Origin of the sequence: Pseudomonas sp. MNR3A, assembly GCF_009650575.1 — a bacterium.
Classification (GTDB): Bacteria; Pseudomonadota; Gammaproteobacteria; order Pseudomonadales; family Pseudomonadaceae; genus Aquipseudomonas; species Aquipseudomonas machongensis.
The window spans coordinates 159,392-174,982 of the sequence record NZ_VZZS01000003.1 but is presented as its reverse complement, the minus strand read 5'-3'; the positions used below and the strand labels follow the sequence as shown (position 1 = coordinate 174,982).

At 63.7% G+C, this 15,591-nt stretch carries 17 protein-coding genes and 1 pseudogene; 12 read left to right on the top strand and 6 right to left on the bottom strand.

Going from position 1 to position 15,591, the window contains the following annotated elements; translation table 11 throughout:
* From F6X62_RS02645 to F6X62_RS02625, 5 genes are all read left to right on the top strand, one after another.
* The coding region (locus F6X62_RS02645) for a sensor histidine kinase KdpD (protein ID WP_178117514.1) at positions 1-380 on the top strand (380 nt) is incomplete at its 5' end.
* 168 nt (positions 381-548) lie between these two features.
* Positions 549-803 carry an AbrB/MazE/SpoVT family DNA-binding domain-containing protein gene (locus F6X62_RS02640; protein ID WP_063546635.1) on the top strand — a complete coding sequence of 85 codons (255 nt, stop codon included), beginning with the start codon at positions 549-551 and terminating at the stop codon, positions 801-803.
* Positions 800-1,147, top strand: a complete 348-nt coding sequence (locus tag F6X62_RS02635) for a type II toxin-antitoxin system ChpB family toxin (protein WP_063542834.1) — start codon at positions 800-802, stop codon at positions 1,145-1,147. Before F6X62_RS02640 ends, F6X62_RS02635 begins: the two co-directional genes overlap by 4 nt.
* A 28-nt stretch (positions 1,148-1,175) precedes the next feature.
* Positions 1,176-1,820 carry an MBL fold metallo-hydrolase gene (locus tag F6X62_RS02630; RefSeq protein ID WP_054895121.1) on the top strand — a complete coding sequence of 215 codons (645 nt, stop codon included), beginning with the start codon at positions 1,176-1,178 and terminating at the stop codon, positions 1,818-1,820.
* A 95-nt stretch (positions 1,821-1,915) separates the two neighbouring features.
* Positions 1,916-2,638 (top strand): OmpA family protein, encoded by a 723-nt coding sequence (locus F6X62_RS02625; protein ID WP_065863405.1) that lies wholly within the window; start codon positions 1,916-1,918, stop codon positions 2,636-2,638.
* Positions 2,639-2,708: 70 nt separating this feature from the next.
* Here the strand turns inward: F6X62_RS02625 and pta are convergent, their stop codons facing one another.
* Positions 2,709-4,799 (bottom strand): phosphate acetyltransferase, encoded by a 2,091-nt coding sequence (gene pta / locus F6X62_RS02620; RefSeq protein WP_054895123.1) that lies wholly within the window; start codon positions 4,797-4,799, stop codon positions 2,709-2,711.
* Positions 4,800-4,830: 31 nt separating this feature from the next.
* Complete coding sequence (locus tag F6X62_RS02615; protein WP_054895124.1) at positions 4,831-5,133, bottom strand: DUF3565 domain-containing protein; 303 nt, start codon at positions 5,131-5,133, stop codon at positions 4,831-4,833.
* On the opposite strand from F6X62_RS02615, the gene F6X62_RS02610 reads away from it, so the two are divergent.
* The 3 genes from F6X62_RS02610 to F6X62_RS02600 all read left to right on the top strand — a co-directional run bounded on the left by F6X62_RS02610 (position 5,132) and on the right by F6X62_RS02600 (position 7,502).
* Entirely contained in the window at positions 5,132-5,617 is a 486-nt protein-coding gene (locus F6X62_RS02610; protein ID WP_054925639.1) for a peptidylprolyl isomerase, read from the top strand. The two genes, F6X62_RS02615 and F6X62_RS02610, sit on opposite strands and share 2 nt — an antisense overlap.
* 142 nt (positions 5,618-5,759) lie before the next feature.
* Entirely contained in the window at positions 5,760-6,242 is a 483-nt protein-coding gene (locus F6X62_RS02605; protein ID WP_153772615.1) for a glutathione peroxidase, read from the top strand.
* Between the two features lie 156 nt (positions 6,243-6,398).
* Positions 6,399-7,502, top strand: coding sequence for an NADH:flavin oxidoreductase (locus F6X62_RS02600; RefSeq protein WP_153772614.1), 1,104 nt, complete (start codon positions 6,399-6,401; stop codon positions 7,500-7,502).
* Here the strand turns inward: F6X62_RS02600 and F6X62_RS02595 are convergent.
* Positions 7,471-8,685, bottom strand: coding sequence for a glycosyltransferase family 1 protein (locus F6X62_RS02595; RefSeq protein WP_153772613.1), 1,215 nt, complete (start codon positions 8,683-8,685; stop codon positions 7,471-7,473). The two genes, F6X62_RS02600 and F6X62_RS02595, sit on opposite strands and share 32 nt — an antisense overlap.
* Positions 8,686-8,819: 134 nt before the next feature.
* Here F6X62_RS02595 and F6X62_RS25575 point away from each other — a divergent pair.
* Positions 8,820-9,587 (top strand): annotated as a pseudogene (locus tag F6X62_RS25575) (PAS domain-containing protein); the annotation flags it as partial.
* Between the two features lie 3 nt (positions 9,588-9,590).
* Positions 9,591-10,181: a methyl-accepting chemotaxis protein gene (locus F6X62_RS25570; protein WP_253781990.1), complete on the top strand. Its 591-nt coding sequence runs from the start codon at positions 9,591-9,593 to the stop codon at positions 10,179-10,181.
* 175 nt (positions 10,182-10,356) lie between these two features.
* On the opposite strand, the gene cysZ is transcribed toward F6X62_RS25570, so the two are convergent.
* A complete protein-coding gene (gene cysZ / locus F6X62_RS02585) occupies positions 10,357-11,085 on the bottom strand; it encodes a sulfate transporter CysZ (protein ID WP_153772612.1) in 729 nt (242 codons plus the stop codon).
* Positions 11,086-11,447: 362 nt separating this feature from the next.
* Here cysZ and trxB point away from each other — a divergent pair, with 362 nt between their 5' ends.
* Positions 11,448-12,410, top strand: coding sequence for a thioredoxin-disulfide reductase (trxB, locus tag F6X62_RS02580; RefSeq protein WP_054895213.1), 963 nt, complete (start codon positions 11,448-11,450; stop codon positions 12,408-12,410).
* 49 nt (positions 12,411-12,459) lie between these two features.
* Here the strand turns inward: trxB and F6X62_RS02575 are convergent, their stop codons facing one another.
* Positions 12,460-13,380 carry an AraC family transcriptional regulator gene (locus F6X62_RS02575; protein ID WP_153772611.1) on the bottom strand — a complete coding sequence of 307 codons (921 nt, stop codon included), beginning with the start codon at positions 13,378-13,380 and terminating at the stop codon, positions 12,460-12,462.
* Between the two features lie 113 nt (positions 13,381-13,493).
* Between F6X62_RS02575 and F6X62_RS02570 the strand changes: the two genes are divergently transcribed.
* Positions 13,494-14,522 (top strand): aldehyde reductase, encoded by a 1,029-nt coding sequence (locus F6X62_RS02570; protein WP_153772610.1) that lies wholly within the window; start codon positions 13,494-13,496, stop codon positions 14,520-14,522.
* Between the two features lie 12 nt (positions 14,523-14,534).
* Here F6X62_RS02570 and nadC read toward each other — a convergent pair whose 3' ends face one another.
* The gene (nadC, locus tag F6X62_RS02565; protein ID WP_153772609.1) at positions 14,535-15,383 is read right to left on the bottom strand and encodes a carboxylating nicotinate-nucleotide diphosphorylase; all 849 of its coding nucleotides are present in this window, start codon (positions 15,381-15,383) and stop codon (positions 14,535-14,537) included.
* Positions 15,384-15,591 lie beyond the last annotated feature (208 nt).

Genomic DNA, 15,591 nt, shown 5'->3' with positions numbered 1-15,591 from the left:
ACGTGCTGGCGACCTGGCGCATCGACACCGAAAGCCCGCTGGGCTTCTTCGACCGTGAACTGGTCGCCTCGGTGGTCGCCAACGTGCTGACCAACGCCATTCGCTACGCCGGGCACACGCTGCTGATCAGCGTCGAAGAGGAGGGCGAGCAGTTGGTGATCAGCGTCAACGATGATGGCGCCGGTTATCCACAGCGCATGCTCGAGCGTCAGCAGGACTACGTGCAGGGCATCGACCAGCAGAGCGGCAGCACCGGCCTTGGCCTGTACTTCGCCGCCAGGATCGCCGCCCTGCACGAGCGCAACGGCGTGCGCGGGCGGATCGAAATCGCCAACGGTGGTGCGCTGGGTGGCGGGTTGTTCAGGTTGTTTTTGCCTTGACTCTGGCTATTTGAGTGTCACTTCCCACTGCGTTGTGGGATAGCTCCTGACCTCGAGCTCATGACTTCAAGAGCAGCGCTTCAGATGACAATGTAGACACGTTGTTTCTACGAGTTACTTGCAATCATCTGGAGGGTTTCTACTATGTATCTACCTTTGGAGATACTTATGGAAGTCAAGATTCAACAGTGGGGCAACAGTGCTGCCATTCGCCTGCCATCGACCATTCTCAAGCAGATGCGCCTGAGCGTGGGCTCCGTCCTCAGCCTGGATACCGCCACCGGGTCGCTGGTTCTCAAGCCCGTCCGATCAAAACCCAAGTACAAGCTTGAGGAGCTGATGGCCCAGTGCGATCTCGATGCACCCGAGCCGGATGAGCTCGCGGCGTGGAACGCCATTCGTCCTGTTGGTCGTGAGGTATGAGGCGGGTGGGATTCGCCAGGGGCGATATTGTGCGAGTCGATCTTGAGCCTGTGGTCGGACGCGAGCAGCAAGGTGCGATGCGTCCGGTTCTGGTGCTCACACCGGCTGCCTACAATGCCGCGGGCCTGGCGGTGGTAGTCCCGATCACTCAAGGTGGGGATTTCGCCCGACATGCCGGGTTTGCAGTCACGCTCAGTGGGGCAGGTACGCGAACCCAGGGCGTGGTGTTGTGCAACCAGTTGCGTACGCTGGATCTCGAGGCACGTGGTGCCCGACGTATCGAGTCTGTTCCCGACGTTGTCATTGATGATGCGCTGGCGCGCGTACAAACCTTATTTGAATGAGCGTGAAGTCGCTTGGAGCTGGACTCCCATGACCCCTATCCCTGTATCGCTGATCCGCGAAACCTTCCCCGTAGGCCCCCTGCAGTGCAACTGCACGCTGATCGGCGACCCGGTCAGCAAGAAGGCCATCGTCGTCGATCCGGGGGGCGACGAGCAGAAGATTCTCGCTCGCCTGCAACAGCATGGCCTGACGCTGGTGAGCATCATCCATACCCACGCCCACTTCGATCATTTCCTGGCTTCCGGCAGGCTCAAGGAGCTGACCGGTGCGACCCTGCACCTGCACAAGGACGACCAGCCGCTGTGGGACAACCTGGAGATGCAGTGCCAGATGTTCGGTGTGCCCTACACGCCGGTACCTGCCCCGGACCGTTGGCTCGCCGATGACGAAGCGCTGGCCTGCGGCTGTGGCGTGGCGCTGCACACGCCCGGGCATACGCCGGGCTCGATGAGTTTCTGGTTTGCCGAGCACAAGCTGCTGATTGCTGGCGACACCCTGTTCCGGCGTGGTGTGGGGCGCACCGATTTGTGGGGGGGCGATCAACGGGCTATCGTTCGTTCAATCAAGGAGCGGCTGTACCGCCTGGATGAAGAGGCGATCGTGGTGACCGGCCATGGTCCGGATACTCGCCTCGGCGAAGAGATGCGTGAGAACCCGTTCGTGCGGGCGTGAAGTTTCATGGAATTTTTCCGCGTCGCTGCAATCCAAGGCTGGCACTGATCCGCATACGATCCGCTGCACTTTCGAATTTCACCAGGAGCTTGTCCATGTTCACCATGCGTCGTCTGATTATCGTCGCTACCGCTGCTGCCCTGATGACCGGCTGTGCCGGCCAGAACCCCTACGACAACCAGGGCCAGGCGCAGGGCGGCTCCACAGGGATGAGCAAGACTGCCAAGTACGGTGGCCTGGGTGCACTGGCCGGTGCCATCGCGGGTGCGGCCATCGATCACAACAACCGTGGCAAGGGTGCGCTGATCGGCGCTGCTGCGGTAGGCGCCGCCGCCGCCGGTTATGGCTACTATGCCGACAAGCAGGAAGCCGAGCTGCGTGCACAGATGGCCAACACCGGTGTCGAAGTGCAGCGCCAGGGTGACCAGATCAAGCTGATCATGCCAGGTAACATCACCTTCGCGACCGATTCGGCGAACATCGCCCCAAGCTTCTACTCGCCGCTGAACAACCTCGCCAGCTCGTTCAAGCAGTTCAACCAGAACACCATCGAAGTGGTTGGCTTCACCGACAGCACCGGCAGCCGCCAGCACAACATGGACCTGTCGCAGCGTCGCGCGCAGGCCGTCAGCACCTACCTGACCTCGCAGGGTGTCGATGCTTCGCGGGTTTCGGTACGTGGCATGGGCCCGGATCAGCCGATCGCCAGCAACGCCGATGCCAATGGTCGGGCGCAGAACCGCCGCGTAGAGGTCAACCTGAAGCCGATCCCTGGCCAGCAGTATGACCAGCAGGGCACTGTCCAGCAGTACCCCTGACCTTTAACGCAGCCGCTTTGCGGCCCTGTCGCGGGACAAGTCGGCGCACCGACTTGTCCCGCGATGCGTTTCAGCGCACGTGACTGGCCTGGATCGCCGTCAACGCGATGGTGTGCACGATATCGTCCACCTGCGCACCGCGCGGCAAGTCGTTCACTGGCTTGCGCAGCCCCTGCAGCATCGGCCCAAGGCTTACGCAGTCGGCACTGCGTTGCACCGCCTTGTGCGTGGTGTTGCCGGTGTTCAGGTCCGGGAACACGAACACCGTGGCGCGGCCCGCAACCTGGCTGTGCGGTGCCAACTGCCGGGCAATCTCCGGATTGGCTGCGGCGTCGTACTGCAACGGCCCGTCGATCAGCAGGTCATGTTCCGCCTGCTGCGCCAGGCGCGTGGCTTCGCGCACCTTCTCCACTTCCTCGTCACTGGCCGCCGAGTCGCTCGAATAACTGAGCATCGCCACGCGCGGCGCAATCCCGAAGGCCTGCGCCGATTCGGCGCTTTGCCGTGCGATCTCCGCCAGCTCCACGGCGCTGGGGTGCGGGTTCATGATGCAGTCGCCGTACACCAGCACCTGCTCGGGGAACAGCATGAAGAACACCGACGACACCAGGCTGCAGTCCGGCGCGGTCTTGATCAGTTGCAGGGCCGGGCGGATGGTATTGGCGGTGGAGTGCACCAACCCTGAAACCAGGCCGTCGACTTCATCCAGCGCCAGCATCATGGTGCCGATCACCACCGGATCCTCCAACTGCTGCTCGGCCATCGGGGCGTTGAGGTTGCGGCTCTTGCGCAGCTCGACCATCGGCTCGACGTAGCGTGCGCGAATCAGTTCGGGGTCGAGGATTTCCAGGTCGGCCGGCAGGGTAATGCCCTGGGCACGGGCCACCGCCTCGACTTCCTCGGGCTTGGCCAGCAATACGCAGCGCGCGATGCCGCGCGCCTGGCAGATGGCGGCGGCCTGCACCAGCAACGGTTCGGCGCCCTCGGGCAGGACGATGCGCTTGTTGGCCTGCTGCGCGCGCTGGATCAGCTGGTAGCGGAACACCGCTGGCGACAGGCGCATCTCTCGCGGCGTGCCACAACGCTGGTGCAACCAGTGGGCGTCGAGGTGGCTGGCGACGAAGTCGGTGATGAACTCGGCACGCTCGCGGTCGTCCACCGGGATTTCGCGGTTCAGCGAGTTGAGCTGGTTGGCGGTGTCGTACGATCCGGTGCTCACCGAAAGGATCGGCAGGCCGGCCTGCAGGGCGCCGCGGCACAGTTCGAGGATGCGCGGGTCAGGCTTGCTGTCGCTGGTCAGCAGCAGCCCGGCCAGCGGAACGCCGTTGATCGCCGCCAGGCTCACGGCGAGGATGATGTCGTCGCGATCCCCGGGCGTCACTACCAGGGTGCCAGGCTTGAGCAGCGGCACGGTGTTGGCCACGGTGCGTGCGCAGATGATGATCTTGTTCATCCGCCGCTGTTCGTAGTCGCCGGCATTGAGTACCTGGGCGCCTAGCAACTCGGCGACATCGCGGGTGCGCGGGGCGTTGAGGTCGGCCTGGTAGGGGATGCAGCCGAGCAGGCGGAAGTCGTTGCCGCGCAGCAGTGGCGAATGCTCGCGCAGGCGCGTGGCGAAATCGGCCATGCTTTCGTCGGTGCGGACCTTGTTGAGAATGACCCCGAGCACCTTCGGATCACGCGGGCCACCGAACAGCTGGGCCTGCAACTCGACGCGCCCGGAGAGCTCGCTGAGCACCTCGTTCTCCGGTGCCGAGACCAGGATCACCTCGGCATCCAGGCTCTTGGCCAGGTGCAGGTTGACCCGCGCCGCGTAGCTGGCATGACGGGTCGGCACCATGCCCTCGACCACCACCACGTCGTTGCCGATGCAGGCTTGCTGGTACAGGCGGATGATTTCTTCGAGCAGTTCGTCGAGTTGGCCATCGCCCAGCATGCGCTCGACCTGGGCCAGGCTCAGTGGCGTGGGTGGCTTGATGCCGTGGGTGCGTGCGACCAGCTCGCTGGACCGCTCGGGGCCGGTATCGCCGGGATGCGGCTGGGCGATTGGCTTGAAGAAACCCACCTTCAGGCCGCCGCGCTCAAGGGCGCGTACCAGGCCGAGGCTGATGGAGGTCAGGCCGACACCAAAGTCGGTCGGCGCGATGAAAAATGTCTGCATGCGTGCTTCTCGGAATAAGCGGTGCAAGGAATCAACGGCCAAGGGTAGCGCTATCGGCCCCGTTCGCGCACCAGCCGCAGGCAAAAGCCTGGCCGATGCGCCGGGTGCGCTCGTGCGCATCGAGCACCCAGGGGCGCGCTTGCCACGGCGGCTGGTGGCGCAGGTGCTGGGTATGACCGCAGGACAGCTCGACCACCCAATGGCCTTCCTCGTCCTGGTGAAAGCCGATGATCCGACTGATGGGCCGTTCGCCAGCCGCCGCGCGTTCGCAATCGGGCGAGGCCTTGGTTACACTTGTGCGCTCTACATTCTTTTGCAAAAGGTCTTGCCCCATGCTGATCGCCGCCAACAAGGCAGTCTCCATCGACTATACCCTGACCAACGACGCCGGGGAGACCATCGACAGCTCCGCCGGTGGCGCCCCACTGGTCTACCTGCACGGTGCCGCCAACATCATCCCGGGCCTGGAAAAAGCCCTGGAAGGCAAGCAGGCCGGTGACGAACTGACCGTTGCCATCGAGCCGGAAGACGCCTATGGCGAGTACCTGGCCGAGCTGGTCAGTACCCTGAACCGCAGCATGTTCGAAGGTGTCGACCAACTGGAAGTCGGCATGCAGTTCCATGCTTCGGCGCCGGACGGCCAGATGCAGATCGTCACCATCCGCGACATCGACGGCGACGACGTGACCGTCGACGGCAACCACCCGCTGGCAGGCCAGCGCCTGAACTTCCAGGTCAAGGTGGTCAACGTGCGTGACGCCAGCGAAGAAGAAATCGCTCACCGTCACATCCACGGTGAAGGTGGCCATCACCACTGATTTCTCAGCTAAGCTCTGAGAGTCGTCAGGCGCTCGAGCAAGCCGACCCACCCCCACGGGCGGGTGTACGGCTTGGTCGCGCGCCTTTTTAGTGGGCGCAATTCGCCCCAGCGGCAACCGGCAACCTGATAGGGGAATCAAGATGAGTGCATTTCACGATCTGACGCTCAAGGCGCTGAACGGCCAGGACCTGCCGCTGGCACCGTTCAAGGGCCAGGTGGTGCTGGTGGTCAATGTCGCATCCAAGTGCGGCCTGACGCCTCAGTACGCGTCGCTCGAAAAGCTGCACCAGCAGTTCAAGGGCCAGGGCTTCAGCGTGCTCGGCCTGCCGTGCAATCAGTTCGCTGGCCAGGAACCGGGCACCGAAGACGAGATCCAGAAGTTCTGCAGCCTGAACTATGGCGTCAGCTTCCCTTTGAGCGCCAAGCTCGAGGTCAACGGGCCTGAGCGTCATTCCCTGTATCGCCTGCTGGCGGGCGAGGGAGCGGAGTTCCCCGGCGATATCACCTGGAATTTCGAGAAGTTCCTGGTGGGCAAGGACGGCCGCGTCCTGGCGAGGTTCGCGCCACGCACTGCGCCGGACGATCCGGCGGTGATTCAAGCGGTCGAGAAGGCGCTGGCCTGATGCATGCTGGAGCGGCGAACCGCCGCTCGGTTTTCCCAAAGGCACAGGAGCAAGCTGCGCCATATCCTGTTCAATCACTCAAATCAATAATGCTGTGCCCGCCATTCGGCTGGCTCTAAGCTCAGGCGCATTTCCTTACCTCATCGGGAGCGCCGCATGTCCAGCAACCCACTGTTTCAGCCCTTCACCCTGGGCACCCTCGAGTTGCCGACCCGTGTGGTCATGGCGCCGATGACCCGCACCTTCTGCCCTGGCGGCGTACCGCACAAGGGCGTCATCGAGTACTACCGCCGCCGCGCTGCGGCTGGCGTGGGCCTGGTCATCACCGAGGGCACCACGGTCGATCACAAGGCTGCCAACGGTTATCCGAATGTGCCGCGCTTCCATGGCGAAGATGCCTTGGCTGGCTGGAAAAAGGTGGTCGAGGCCGTACACGCCGAAGGCGGGCGCATCGTTCCGCAGCTGTGGCATGTGGGCAGCGTTCGCCGCCTGGGTACCGAGCCGGACGCCAGCGTGCCGGGCTACGGTCCGAGCGGTAAAAGCAAGGATGGCCAGGTGGTGGTCCATGAAATGACCCAAGACGACATCCGCGAGGTCATCGCCGCCTTTGCACAAGCTGCCCGCGATGCCAAGGCCATCGGTATGGATGGCGTCGAGATCCACGGCGCGCATGGCTACCTGATCGACCAGTTCTTCTGGGCCACCAGCAACCAGCGCAATGACGAATACGGCGGCGATCTGGCGCAACGCTCGCGCTTCGCCATCGAGCTGGTCCAGGCCGTGCGTGCTGCGGTGGGGCCGGATTTCCCGATCATCTTCCGCTTCTCCCAATGGAAGCAGCAGGACTACAGCGCGCGCCTGGTCGAAACGCCCGAGGCATTGGCAGCCTTCCTGCAGCCGCTGGCCGACGCCGGTGTGGATATCTTCCACTGCTCCACCCGCCGTTTCTGGGAGCCGGAGTTCGACGGCTCGCCGCTGAACCTGGCCGGTTGGACCCGCAAGCTCACCGGCAAGCCGACCATCACCGTTGGCAGCGTTGGTCTGGATGGCGAGTTCCTGCAGTTCATGGTCGACACCGACAAGGTGGCCAAGCCGGCCAGCCTGGAGGGCCTGCTGCAGCGCCTGGGCGATGATGAGTTCGACCTGGTGGCGGTCGGTCGTGCGTTGCTGGTGGATGCCCAGTGGGCGCAGAAAGTCCGCGAGGGGCGTGAGGAAGAGATTCTGCCGTTCAGCCGCGAGGCGCTGTCGAGCCTGACTTGATCGTCAGCGGCGTGGCCGCGCGCTTACTCTGGGCGGCGGTCTGCCGACAGGCGCTGTACAAGTGCGCCTCGAACTCTTCGACGATCGCTTGCCAGCCCTGGCGGCTGGCGTGCTGGCGGGCATTGAGACGCACCCTGCGCAGGGTCTCGGCGTCCTCGAGCAGCCAGCATGCGGCGTCGATGAACGCTGGCTGATCCCCCGGCATGGCTAGCGCGCCGCTGTGTCCGTGGCGAATATGCTGGGCGGCGGCGGCCTCGTCGTACGCCACTACCGCAAGGCCCGAGGCCAGTGCTTCGAGCACCACGTTGCCGAAGGTTTCGGTGAGGCTGGGGAACAGGAACAGGTCGCCACAGGCGTAATGTTCGGCCAGGGCTTCGCCGCGTTGCACGCCACAGAACATCGCATCGGGGAACTGCTGCTGCATCTGGGTACGCAGTGGCCCGTCGCCGACCACGACCAGGCGCAGGCGCCGCTGTGGATAAGTCTTTTGCAGCGCCTGCATGCAAGGCAGCAGCAGCGCGAGGTTCTTCTCCGCCGCCAGGCGTCCGACGTGCAGCACCGCGATGTCATCCGGGCCAAGGCCCCACTGCTCACGCAGCGCCTGGCTGCGCCGTGCCGGGTTGAACAGTTGCGCATCGACGCCACGCGCCATCAGTGCCAGGCGTTCGAAACCACGTCGCTCCAGCTCCAGGCGCTGGCTGGCGCTGGGGACCAGGGTGGTCGCGGTGCGGCGGTGGAACCAGCGCAGGTAGTGGGTGAGCAGGCGTGCCAGCAGACCCAGGCCGTACTGGCCGGAATACTGCGGGAAATTGGTGTGAAAACCACTGACCACGGCAATCCCCAGGCGCCGTGCGGCGCGCAGGGCGCTGAGCCCGAGCGGGCCTTCGGTGGCGATGTACAGCACATCAGGGCGCAATCGACGCCAGCGGCGCCACAGTTTGTGCATCGATACCTCACCCCACTGCAGGCCGGGATATCCGGGCAGTGGCCAACCGCGACAGAGCAGCAGCGAGTCGTCGCTATTGCCCGGTGCATCGCTGGCTTGGCGTGGGCGCACCACTTCCACTTGATGCCCGCGCACGCGCAAGCCTTCACTGAGGCGGCCAAGGGTATTGGCCACACCATTGATCTCCGGCGGGAAGGTTTCGCTGACGAGGGTGATGCGTAGAGGCGGCGTATTCATGTCAAAAAGTTTCCGCCTGCTTGGTTGCCGTTATGTGACATGAAAATGATCCCCTGGTGACGTGTGTTTTCCAGGTTTGTCTGTCACTCGAATATTTCCTCGTCGGGTCCTCAAGAACCACCTGTCCTCAGCCGATGCAGAAGCATTCGACGGGTGGATTGCGCTCCGGGAGAGCGGTGATGTTCAACAGCAAACTGAAAAAAGAAATCCAGCAATTGCGCGAGGAACTGCAATCCATCGAGCAGGTGAAGAACAGCCTCGATAGCGAAATGCTCGTGCTGCAACTCGATCCCCAGGGGCGCATCGAGTCCGCCAATGCCAATTTCGAAAAAGAAATGCTCTACAGCAGCGATCGTCTGATCGGCCGCAACATCGAAGAGATCGTCCCGGAGCACGTGAAGAAGCTGGATTTCTGCCTGCGCATGAAGGCTGCGATCGCCCGTGGCGAGCACCTCAACGGCGCATTCCGCCTGCTGCGGGGCAATGGCGAAGAAGCCTGGCTGCGCTCGATCCTGCAACCGGTCAAAGGTGTCGACGGGCGGATCAAGTACTTCACCCTGCACTCGAGCGACCTGACCCGCACCATCGAGACCTCCCGCGAGCATGAAAGCCTGATCAAGGCGCTGATGCGCTCCACGGCCGTGATCGAGTTCAACCTTGACGGGCAGGTGCTGACCGCCAACGACCGCTTCCTGCACACCATGGGCTACAGCCTGGAGCAGGTGCGCGGCAAGCATCACCGCATGTTCTGCGACCCTGAGGAAACCAGCTCGGCAGGTTACCAGCAGTTCTGGGAGAAGTTGCGCCGCGGAGAATACGTGGCCGAGCGCTTCAAGCGCATTGATTCACATGGCCGAGTCGTCTGGCTGGAGGCTTCGTACAACCCGATCATCGATGCCCATGACGTGCTCTACAAAGTGGTGAAGTTCGCCACTGTGATCACTGACCAGGTCAATCAGGAAATCGCCGTGGCCCAGGCCGCCGATATCGCCTACAGCACCTCGCAGGACACCGACGCCAGCGCCCGCAAGGCCACCGACGTGGTCACCCAGACGGTCGAGGTGATGCGTGGCCTGGAAAGTTCGATGCAGGAGGCGGCCGAGGGCATCCAGGCGCTGGACAAGCAATCCAAGGTGATCGGCTCGATCATCAAGACCATCAGCGACATTGCCGGGCAGACCAACCTGCTGGCGCTCAATGCCGCGATCGAAGCCGCCCGGGCGGGCGAGCAGGGCAGGGGCTTCGCAGTGGTTGCCGACGAAGTGCGCCAGCTCGCCTCGCGTACCAGCAGTGCTACCGAGGAGATTGCCCGGGTGGTGCAGCAGAACGAGCAACTGGCCCAGGCGGCGGTGGACATCATCGACACCAGCAAGCGCCAGGCCGAGCAGGGCCTGACGCTGGCCGGGGAAACCGGCAGCGTGATCGTCGAGATCCAGGACGGGGCGAAGAAGGTGGTCAATGCGGTGGGGCAATTCTCCAGCCAGTTGAGTCACTGACTGACGGGCGGTGCCTTGCGCTGCCCTTTCCCTTCAGGTCTTACCCTACAAGCAACTGTCTTGTTCAAAATCCAAGGCCAGCCCAATTCCTGTGGGAGCGGGCTGGTCCCGCGATCACCGGCATGGCCGGGGCCATCCAACGGGGTCTCAGTTTCGGCACAAGAGCCCGGATGTCTCAGTTGCGCTCCCGCACCCAGAACAACGTAGCCCCCGCCACCGCCGCCGGCATCATCAGCACGTTCACCCCCGGGATCAGCAGCGCCAGGTAGGTGATCCCGCCAAAGCCCATCGACTGCCAGCGCTTGCTGCGCAGCCAGGCGAGCATGTCCTGCCAGCTCATCTTGTTGTTGTCGGCCGGGTAGTCGATGTACTGGATAGCCATCATCCAGATGCCGAAGACCAGCCACAGCGGCGCAGCCACCACGTTCACCACCGGAATGAACGACAGGATGAACAAGCCGATGGCGCGTGGCAGGAAGTAGCCGAGCTTGCGCATCTCGCGGCTGAAGGTGCGCGGTACCATCGCCGCCAGTTCGCCCCAGCTGAACGCCGGGAAGGTGTCTTCACCGCGCACCACCACCTCGACCTTCTCAGCGAGAAAACCGTTGAACGGCGCGGCGATGATGTTGGCGAACAGGGTGAAGGTGAAGAACACCATCAGCACCACCAGGGCGACGAACAGTGGCCACAGAATGTAGGTGAGAAAACTCAGCCAGCTGGGCAGGGTCGGCATCAGCGCATCGACCCACAGGCTGAACTGGTGGCCGGCGAAATAGATCAGACCGCCAAACAGCAGCACGTTGACTGCCAGCGGCAACAGCACGAACAACCGCAGGTTCGGGCTCAGGACCAGCTTCAGGCCCTCGCGCAGGTACTGGGGGCCGGACAGGACGGGGGCTTGCATCGGGATGCTCCACAAAAGGAAAACGGGCTGACCTTACCGAGTTTGCGGCGCCGACGAAAGGCGCGACACCGGCTGTAACAAAGCATAGGGACAATCACAGATCGGTTTCGTCCCTGGATAGAGCCTGTCTATAAGGTGGATTGTCGAAGGATATTTCCTTAATCTTTGCCACCTCGCTACAGTGCGTTCAATTTCTGAACGCCGTGAAACGCCGCGAGCCCTCAGTGGGAGGTGGCCCCCAGGTTTTCGGACCTGTGCGTTGTAGCCTTCCCCAAGTGCTGCGCAGGTCCTTTTTATTTTCCAGCCGGCGTCGCCGGCACACCGATGTCGGCCTCATGTGGCCGGCTCGACAGGAGCACGACATGTCCGAAGTTCGTCATTCCCGGGTCATCATCCTCGGTTCCGGCCCTGCCGGTTACAGCGCCGCGGTCTACGCTGCCCGTGCCAACCTCAAGCCGCTGCTGATCACCGGCCTGCAGGCTGGTGGCCAGCTGACCACCACGACCGAAGTCGACAACTGGCCGGGCGACCCCCATGGCCTGACCGGCCCGGCACTGATGCAGCGCATGCAGGAACACGCCGAGCGCTTCGAGACCGAGATCGTCTTCGACCACATCAATGCCGTCGACCTGGCCAGCAAGCCGTTCACCCTGACCGGCGACAGCGGCACCTACACCTGCGATGCGCTGATCGTCGCCACCGGTGCCAGCGCCCGTTACCTGGGCCTGCCGTCGGAAGAAGCGTTCATGGGCAAGGGCGTGTCGGCCTGCGCCACCTGCGACGGCTTCTTCTACCGCAACAAGCCGGTTGCCGTGGTCGGTGGTGGCAACACCGCCGTGGAAGAGGCGCTGTACCTGGCCAACATCGCCAGCAAGGTGACCCTGGTGCACCGTCGCGATACCTTCCGCGCCGAGAAGATCCTGATCGACAAGCTCAATGCCCGTGTCGCCGAAGGCAAGATCGAGCTCAAGCTCAACGCCACCCTGGACGAAGTGCTCGGTGACAACATGGGCGTGACCGGTGCGCGCCTGAAGAACAACGATGGCAGCAGCGACGAGATCAAGGTCGACGGCGTGTTCATCGCCATCGGTCACACCCCGAACACCTCGCTGTTCGAAGGCCAGCTGACCTTGAAAGACGGCTACCTGGTGGTCAACGGCGGCCGTGAAGGCAATGCCACCGCCACCAACGTCGAAGGTGTGTTCGCTGCCGGTGACGTGGCCGACCACGTCTACCGCCAGGCGATCACCTCGGCCGGTGCCGGCTGCATGGCAGCACTGGACGTCGAGCGCTACCTGGACGGCTTGGCCAACGCCTCGTTCTGAGTCGCTGCCTGATCACGAAAGAACCGGCCCTTTGGCCGGTTCTTTCGTTTCAGCGTGCCGGCGCTGCACTGCGAAACGCCGTCGGCGAGAGCCCGGTCACGCGCTTGAAGGCATTGCTGAAGGCGCTTTCCGAACCATAGCCCAGCGAGCCTGCCAGCACTGCCAGTGTCGTGCTCTCTTCACGCAGGGCGCGCTCGGCCAGGCGCATGCGCCATTCGGTGAGGTAGGTCAGCGGCGCCACGCCCGCCACCGTCCTGAAATGCAGGGCAAAGGTGGTGCGCGACATGGCGCAGGCTTGGGCCAGTTCGTCGAGATGCCAGGCCCGCGCCGGATCGCCATGCATCAGGCGCAATGCCGGGGCCAGGCGTGGTGCGCCGAGTGCGCGCAACCAACTGGCCGGCATGGGCGCGGCGGTCTGCAGGTGAGCCCGCAGGATCTGGATGAACAGCAGCTGTGACAACTGCGCCGAAGCGAGCTGTGCGCCCGGTTGCCCGGTGCTGCGCTCGGCGACCAGTTGATCGAGCAACCAGCGAAAGTTGCTCGCCTGCTTGGACGCTGCCGGTACGTGAATCCACCCCGGCAGGACATCGGCCAGCAGGCGTCCGCTGCCGGGATCAAGCAGCACATGCCCACCAATATGGGTGAAATCGTTGCCGTCGCCGAGCACCACCGGCGACTGCCCGGAGGCGCTGAACACGCTCATCGCATCGACAGGTTCGGTATCCAGGTCGCTGGCCAGGACGAAGCCGCGCTTGGCAGTCAGCAGGCCGACGTCCCCGGTATTGAACTGCACGGCCTGGGGTTCGCCATCGATCTGTACCCAGCAACTGCCCTTGACCACGGCGAAGAACTTGATCTTGTCGGGCGGCGGAAAGCGCAGCGCCCAATGCCCGCCCGCGCTGAAGCCGCCGGTGGTCAGTGAAGTGGCGTTGGTGAGGCGCAGAATCTCGGAGAAAGGGTCGATGTTCATCGCCGTACTCTCGCGCAACTAATGCGCACGTTCAAGCATTAACAGTACGCAGTGTGCGCCTTAACCTTTCCTGTATTCGCGCTTGGCGCGACCAATCGAGAGAGGAAGGCAACATGAGCGAACCCTGGGTTCTGGTCACCGGCGGCACCGGCTTTATCGCCCAGCATTGCATCATCGCCCTGCTGAACGAGGGCTACCGGGTGCGCACCACGATCCGTTCGGCCACCCGTGAAAACGAGGTGCGCGACTATCTGAAGGTTGGCGGTGTCGAGGCGGGCGAACGCTTGCAGTTCGTCGTCGCCGACCTGGCCGACGATGCCGACTGGGCCCAGGCGTGCGAGGGTTGCTGCTATGTGCTGCACGGCGCCTCACCCACCCCTTCGGGCGATCAGCAGCGCGAAGAGGACTGGGTCAGGCCAGCCGTTGACGGCAACCTGCGGGTACTGCGTGCGGCGCGTGATGCCCGGGTCAAGCGTGTGGTGCTGACCTCCGCCTTTGGTGCGGTGGGCGTTGGGCACAGCCCCGAATATCGACGCCCCTTCGATGAAACCGACTGGAGCGACCTGAGTGGCAATGTCGCGCCCTACCAGAAATCGAAAACCCTGTCCGAGCGTGCCGCCTGGGACTTCATCGAACGTGAAGGCGGTGATCTTGAGCTGTCGGCGATCAACCCGGTGGCGGTGCTCGGGCCTGCTTTGGGGGCCGATTATTCCCACTCCATCCGCATCATCGTCAGCCTGCTCCAGGGGCAGGCCGGTTGCCCACGGATCAACTCGGGCTTCGTCGATGTGCGCGACCTTGCCGACCTGCATCTGCTGGCGATGACCCACTCTGCAGCCAAGGGCGAGCGCTTCCTGGCGATTGCCGGTGAAAGCATGTGGATGACCGATGTCGCCAAGGTGCTGCGCCATCACATGGGCGAGGTGGCCAGCAAGGTCTCGACCCGTGAGCTGCCCAACTGGTTGGTGCGCCTGGCTGCGCGCAGCAACCCGAACATGAAGTCGATGGCGCCGTTGCTGGACGTGAACATGAACTGCACCAGCGAGAAGGCGCGACGCCTGCTTGGCTGGTCACCGCGCTCACGTGAGGAGGCGATCGTCGCGACCGCCCGCAGCCTGGTCAGCCTCGGGCTGGTCGGCTGACGGGCAGCGGGATCAGAGGCTCAGGCGCATCGACAGGTCGACGGCCTTCACATCCTTGGTCATCGCGCCGATGGAGATGTAGTCCACACCGGTTTCGGCGATGACCCGCAGGGTGGTTTCGTTGACCCCGCCGCTGGCTTCGAGCTTGGCCTTGCCTGCGGTGATGTGCACCGCTTCGCGCATCTCGTCCAGGGTCAGTTCGTCGAGCATGACGATATCTGCACCAGCCGCCAGAGCCTGGCCCAGTTCGTCCAGACTTTCCACTTCGATTTCCACCGGCTTGCCCGGCGCGATGCGGTGCGCGGCGGCGACGGCTTCGGCCACGCCGCCGCTGGCAGCGATGTGGTTCTCTTTGATCAGGAAGGCGTCATACAGGCCGATGCGGTGATTGTGGCAGCCGCCGCAGGTGACCGCGTACTTCTGCGCAAGGCGCAGGCCCGGCAGGGTCTTGCGGGTATCGAGCAAGCGCACCTGGGTGCCCTCGACCAGGTCGGCAAGAAAGCGTGCGCGGGTGGCCACGCCCGACAGCATCTGCAGGAAGTTCAATGCCGAGCGCTCGCCGGTGAGCAGCGAACGGGCCGGGCCTTCGAGGTGGAACAGCACCTGGTTGGCGGTGGCGCGTTCGCCATCGGCCACCTGCCAGTGCACGGCCACCCGCGGGTCGAGCTGGCGGAACACGGCATCGACCCAGGCGGTGCCGGCGATCACGCAGTCTTCGCGGGTGATGATGGTGGCCTTGGCCAGGCGCTCGGCCGGAATCAGCTGGGCGGTGATGTCGCCGCTGCCGACGTCTTCCAGCAGTGCGCGGCGCACGTTGGATTCGATTTCGGCGGTGAGATCGGCGAGACGTAGGTTCGGCATGGTCGGCTCCACAAGCTAGATGCCGGCGATTATAGGGCAGGGGGGCGCGGTTTACAGCCTTCGACCCTGCAGGCGGGAAGTGTGCGTCTGGTCGCGTCTTGTAAATGGCGTGTTGGCAGCTGTCATCTTTTTCACTGATAATGGCGCCTTGTATTTGGCGTCATAGCTTTGACGATGTTTCCTCGCCAGTCGACCAATACCCTGCAAG

Excerpts from the sequence above, each read along its gene's own strand:
- F6X62_RS02640 (WP_063546635.1), top strand. The coding sequence starts at position 549 with ATGGAAGTCAAGATTCAACAGTGGGGCAACAGTGCTGCCATTCGCCTG.
- F6X62_RS02635 (WP_063542834.1), top strand. The coding sequence starts at position 800 with ATGAGGCGGGTGGGATTCGCCAGGGGCGATATTGTGCGAGTCGATCTT.
- F6X62_RS02630 (WP_054895121.1), top strand. The coding sequence starts at position 1,176 with ATGACCCCTATCCCTGTATCGCTGATCCGCGAAACCTTCCCCGTAGGC.
- F6X62_RS02625 (WP_065863405.1), top strand. The coding sequence starts at position 1,916 with ATGTTCACCATGCGTCGTCTGATTATCGTCGCTACCGCTGCTGCCCTG.
- pta (WP_054895123.1), bottom strand. The coding sequence starts at position 4,799 with ATGCAGACATTTTTCATCGCGCCGACCGACTTTGGTGTCGGCCTGACC.
- F6X62_RS02610 (WP_054925639.1), top strand. The coding sequence starts at position 5,132 with ATGCTGATCGCCGCCAACAAGGCAGTCTCCATCGACTATACCCTGACC.
- F6X62_RS02615 (WP_054895124.1), bottom strand. The coding sequence starts at position 5,133 with ATGGGGCAAGACCTTTTGCAAAAGAATGTAGAGCGCACAAGTGTAACC.
- F6X62_RS02605 (WP_153772615.1), top strand. The coding sequence starts at position 5,760 with ATGAGTGCATTTCACGATCTGACGCTCAAGGCGCTGAACGGCCAGGAC.
- F6X62_RS02600 (WP_153772614.1), top strand. The coding sequence starts at position 6,399 with ATGTCCAGCAACCCACTGTTTCAGCCCTTCACCCTGGGCACCCTCGAG.
- F6X62_RS02595 (WP_153772613.1), bottom strand. The coding sequence starts at position 8,685 with ATGAATACGCCGCCTCTACGCATCACCCTCGTCAGCGAAACCTTCCCG.
- cysZ (WP_153772612.1), bottom strand. The coding sequence starts at position 11,085 with ATGCAAGCCCCCGTCCTGTCCGGCCCCCAGTACCTGCGCGAGGGCCTG.
- trxB (WP_054895213.1), top strand. The coding sequence starts at position 11,448 with ATGTCCGAAGTTCGTCATTCCCGGGTCATCATCCTCGGTTCCGGCCCT.
- F6X62_RS02575 (WP_153772611.1), bottom strand. The coding sequence starts at position 13,380 with ATGAACATCGACCCTTTCTCCGAGATTCTGCGCCTCACCAACGCCACT.
- F6X62_RS02570 (WP_153772610.1), top strand. The coding sequence starts at position 13,494 with ATGAGCGAACCCTGGGTTCTGGTCACCGGCGGCACCGGCTTTATCGCC.
- nadC (WP_153772609.1), bottom strand. The coding sequence starts at position 15,383 with ATGCCGAACCTACGTCTCGCCGATCTCACCGCCGAAATCGAATCCAAC.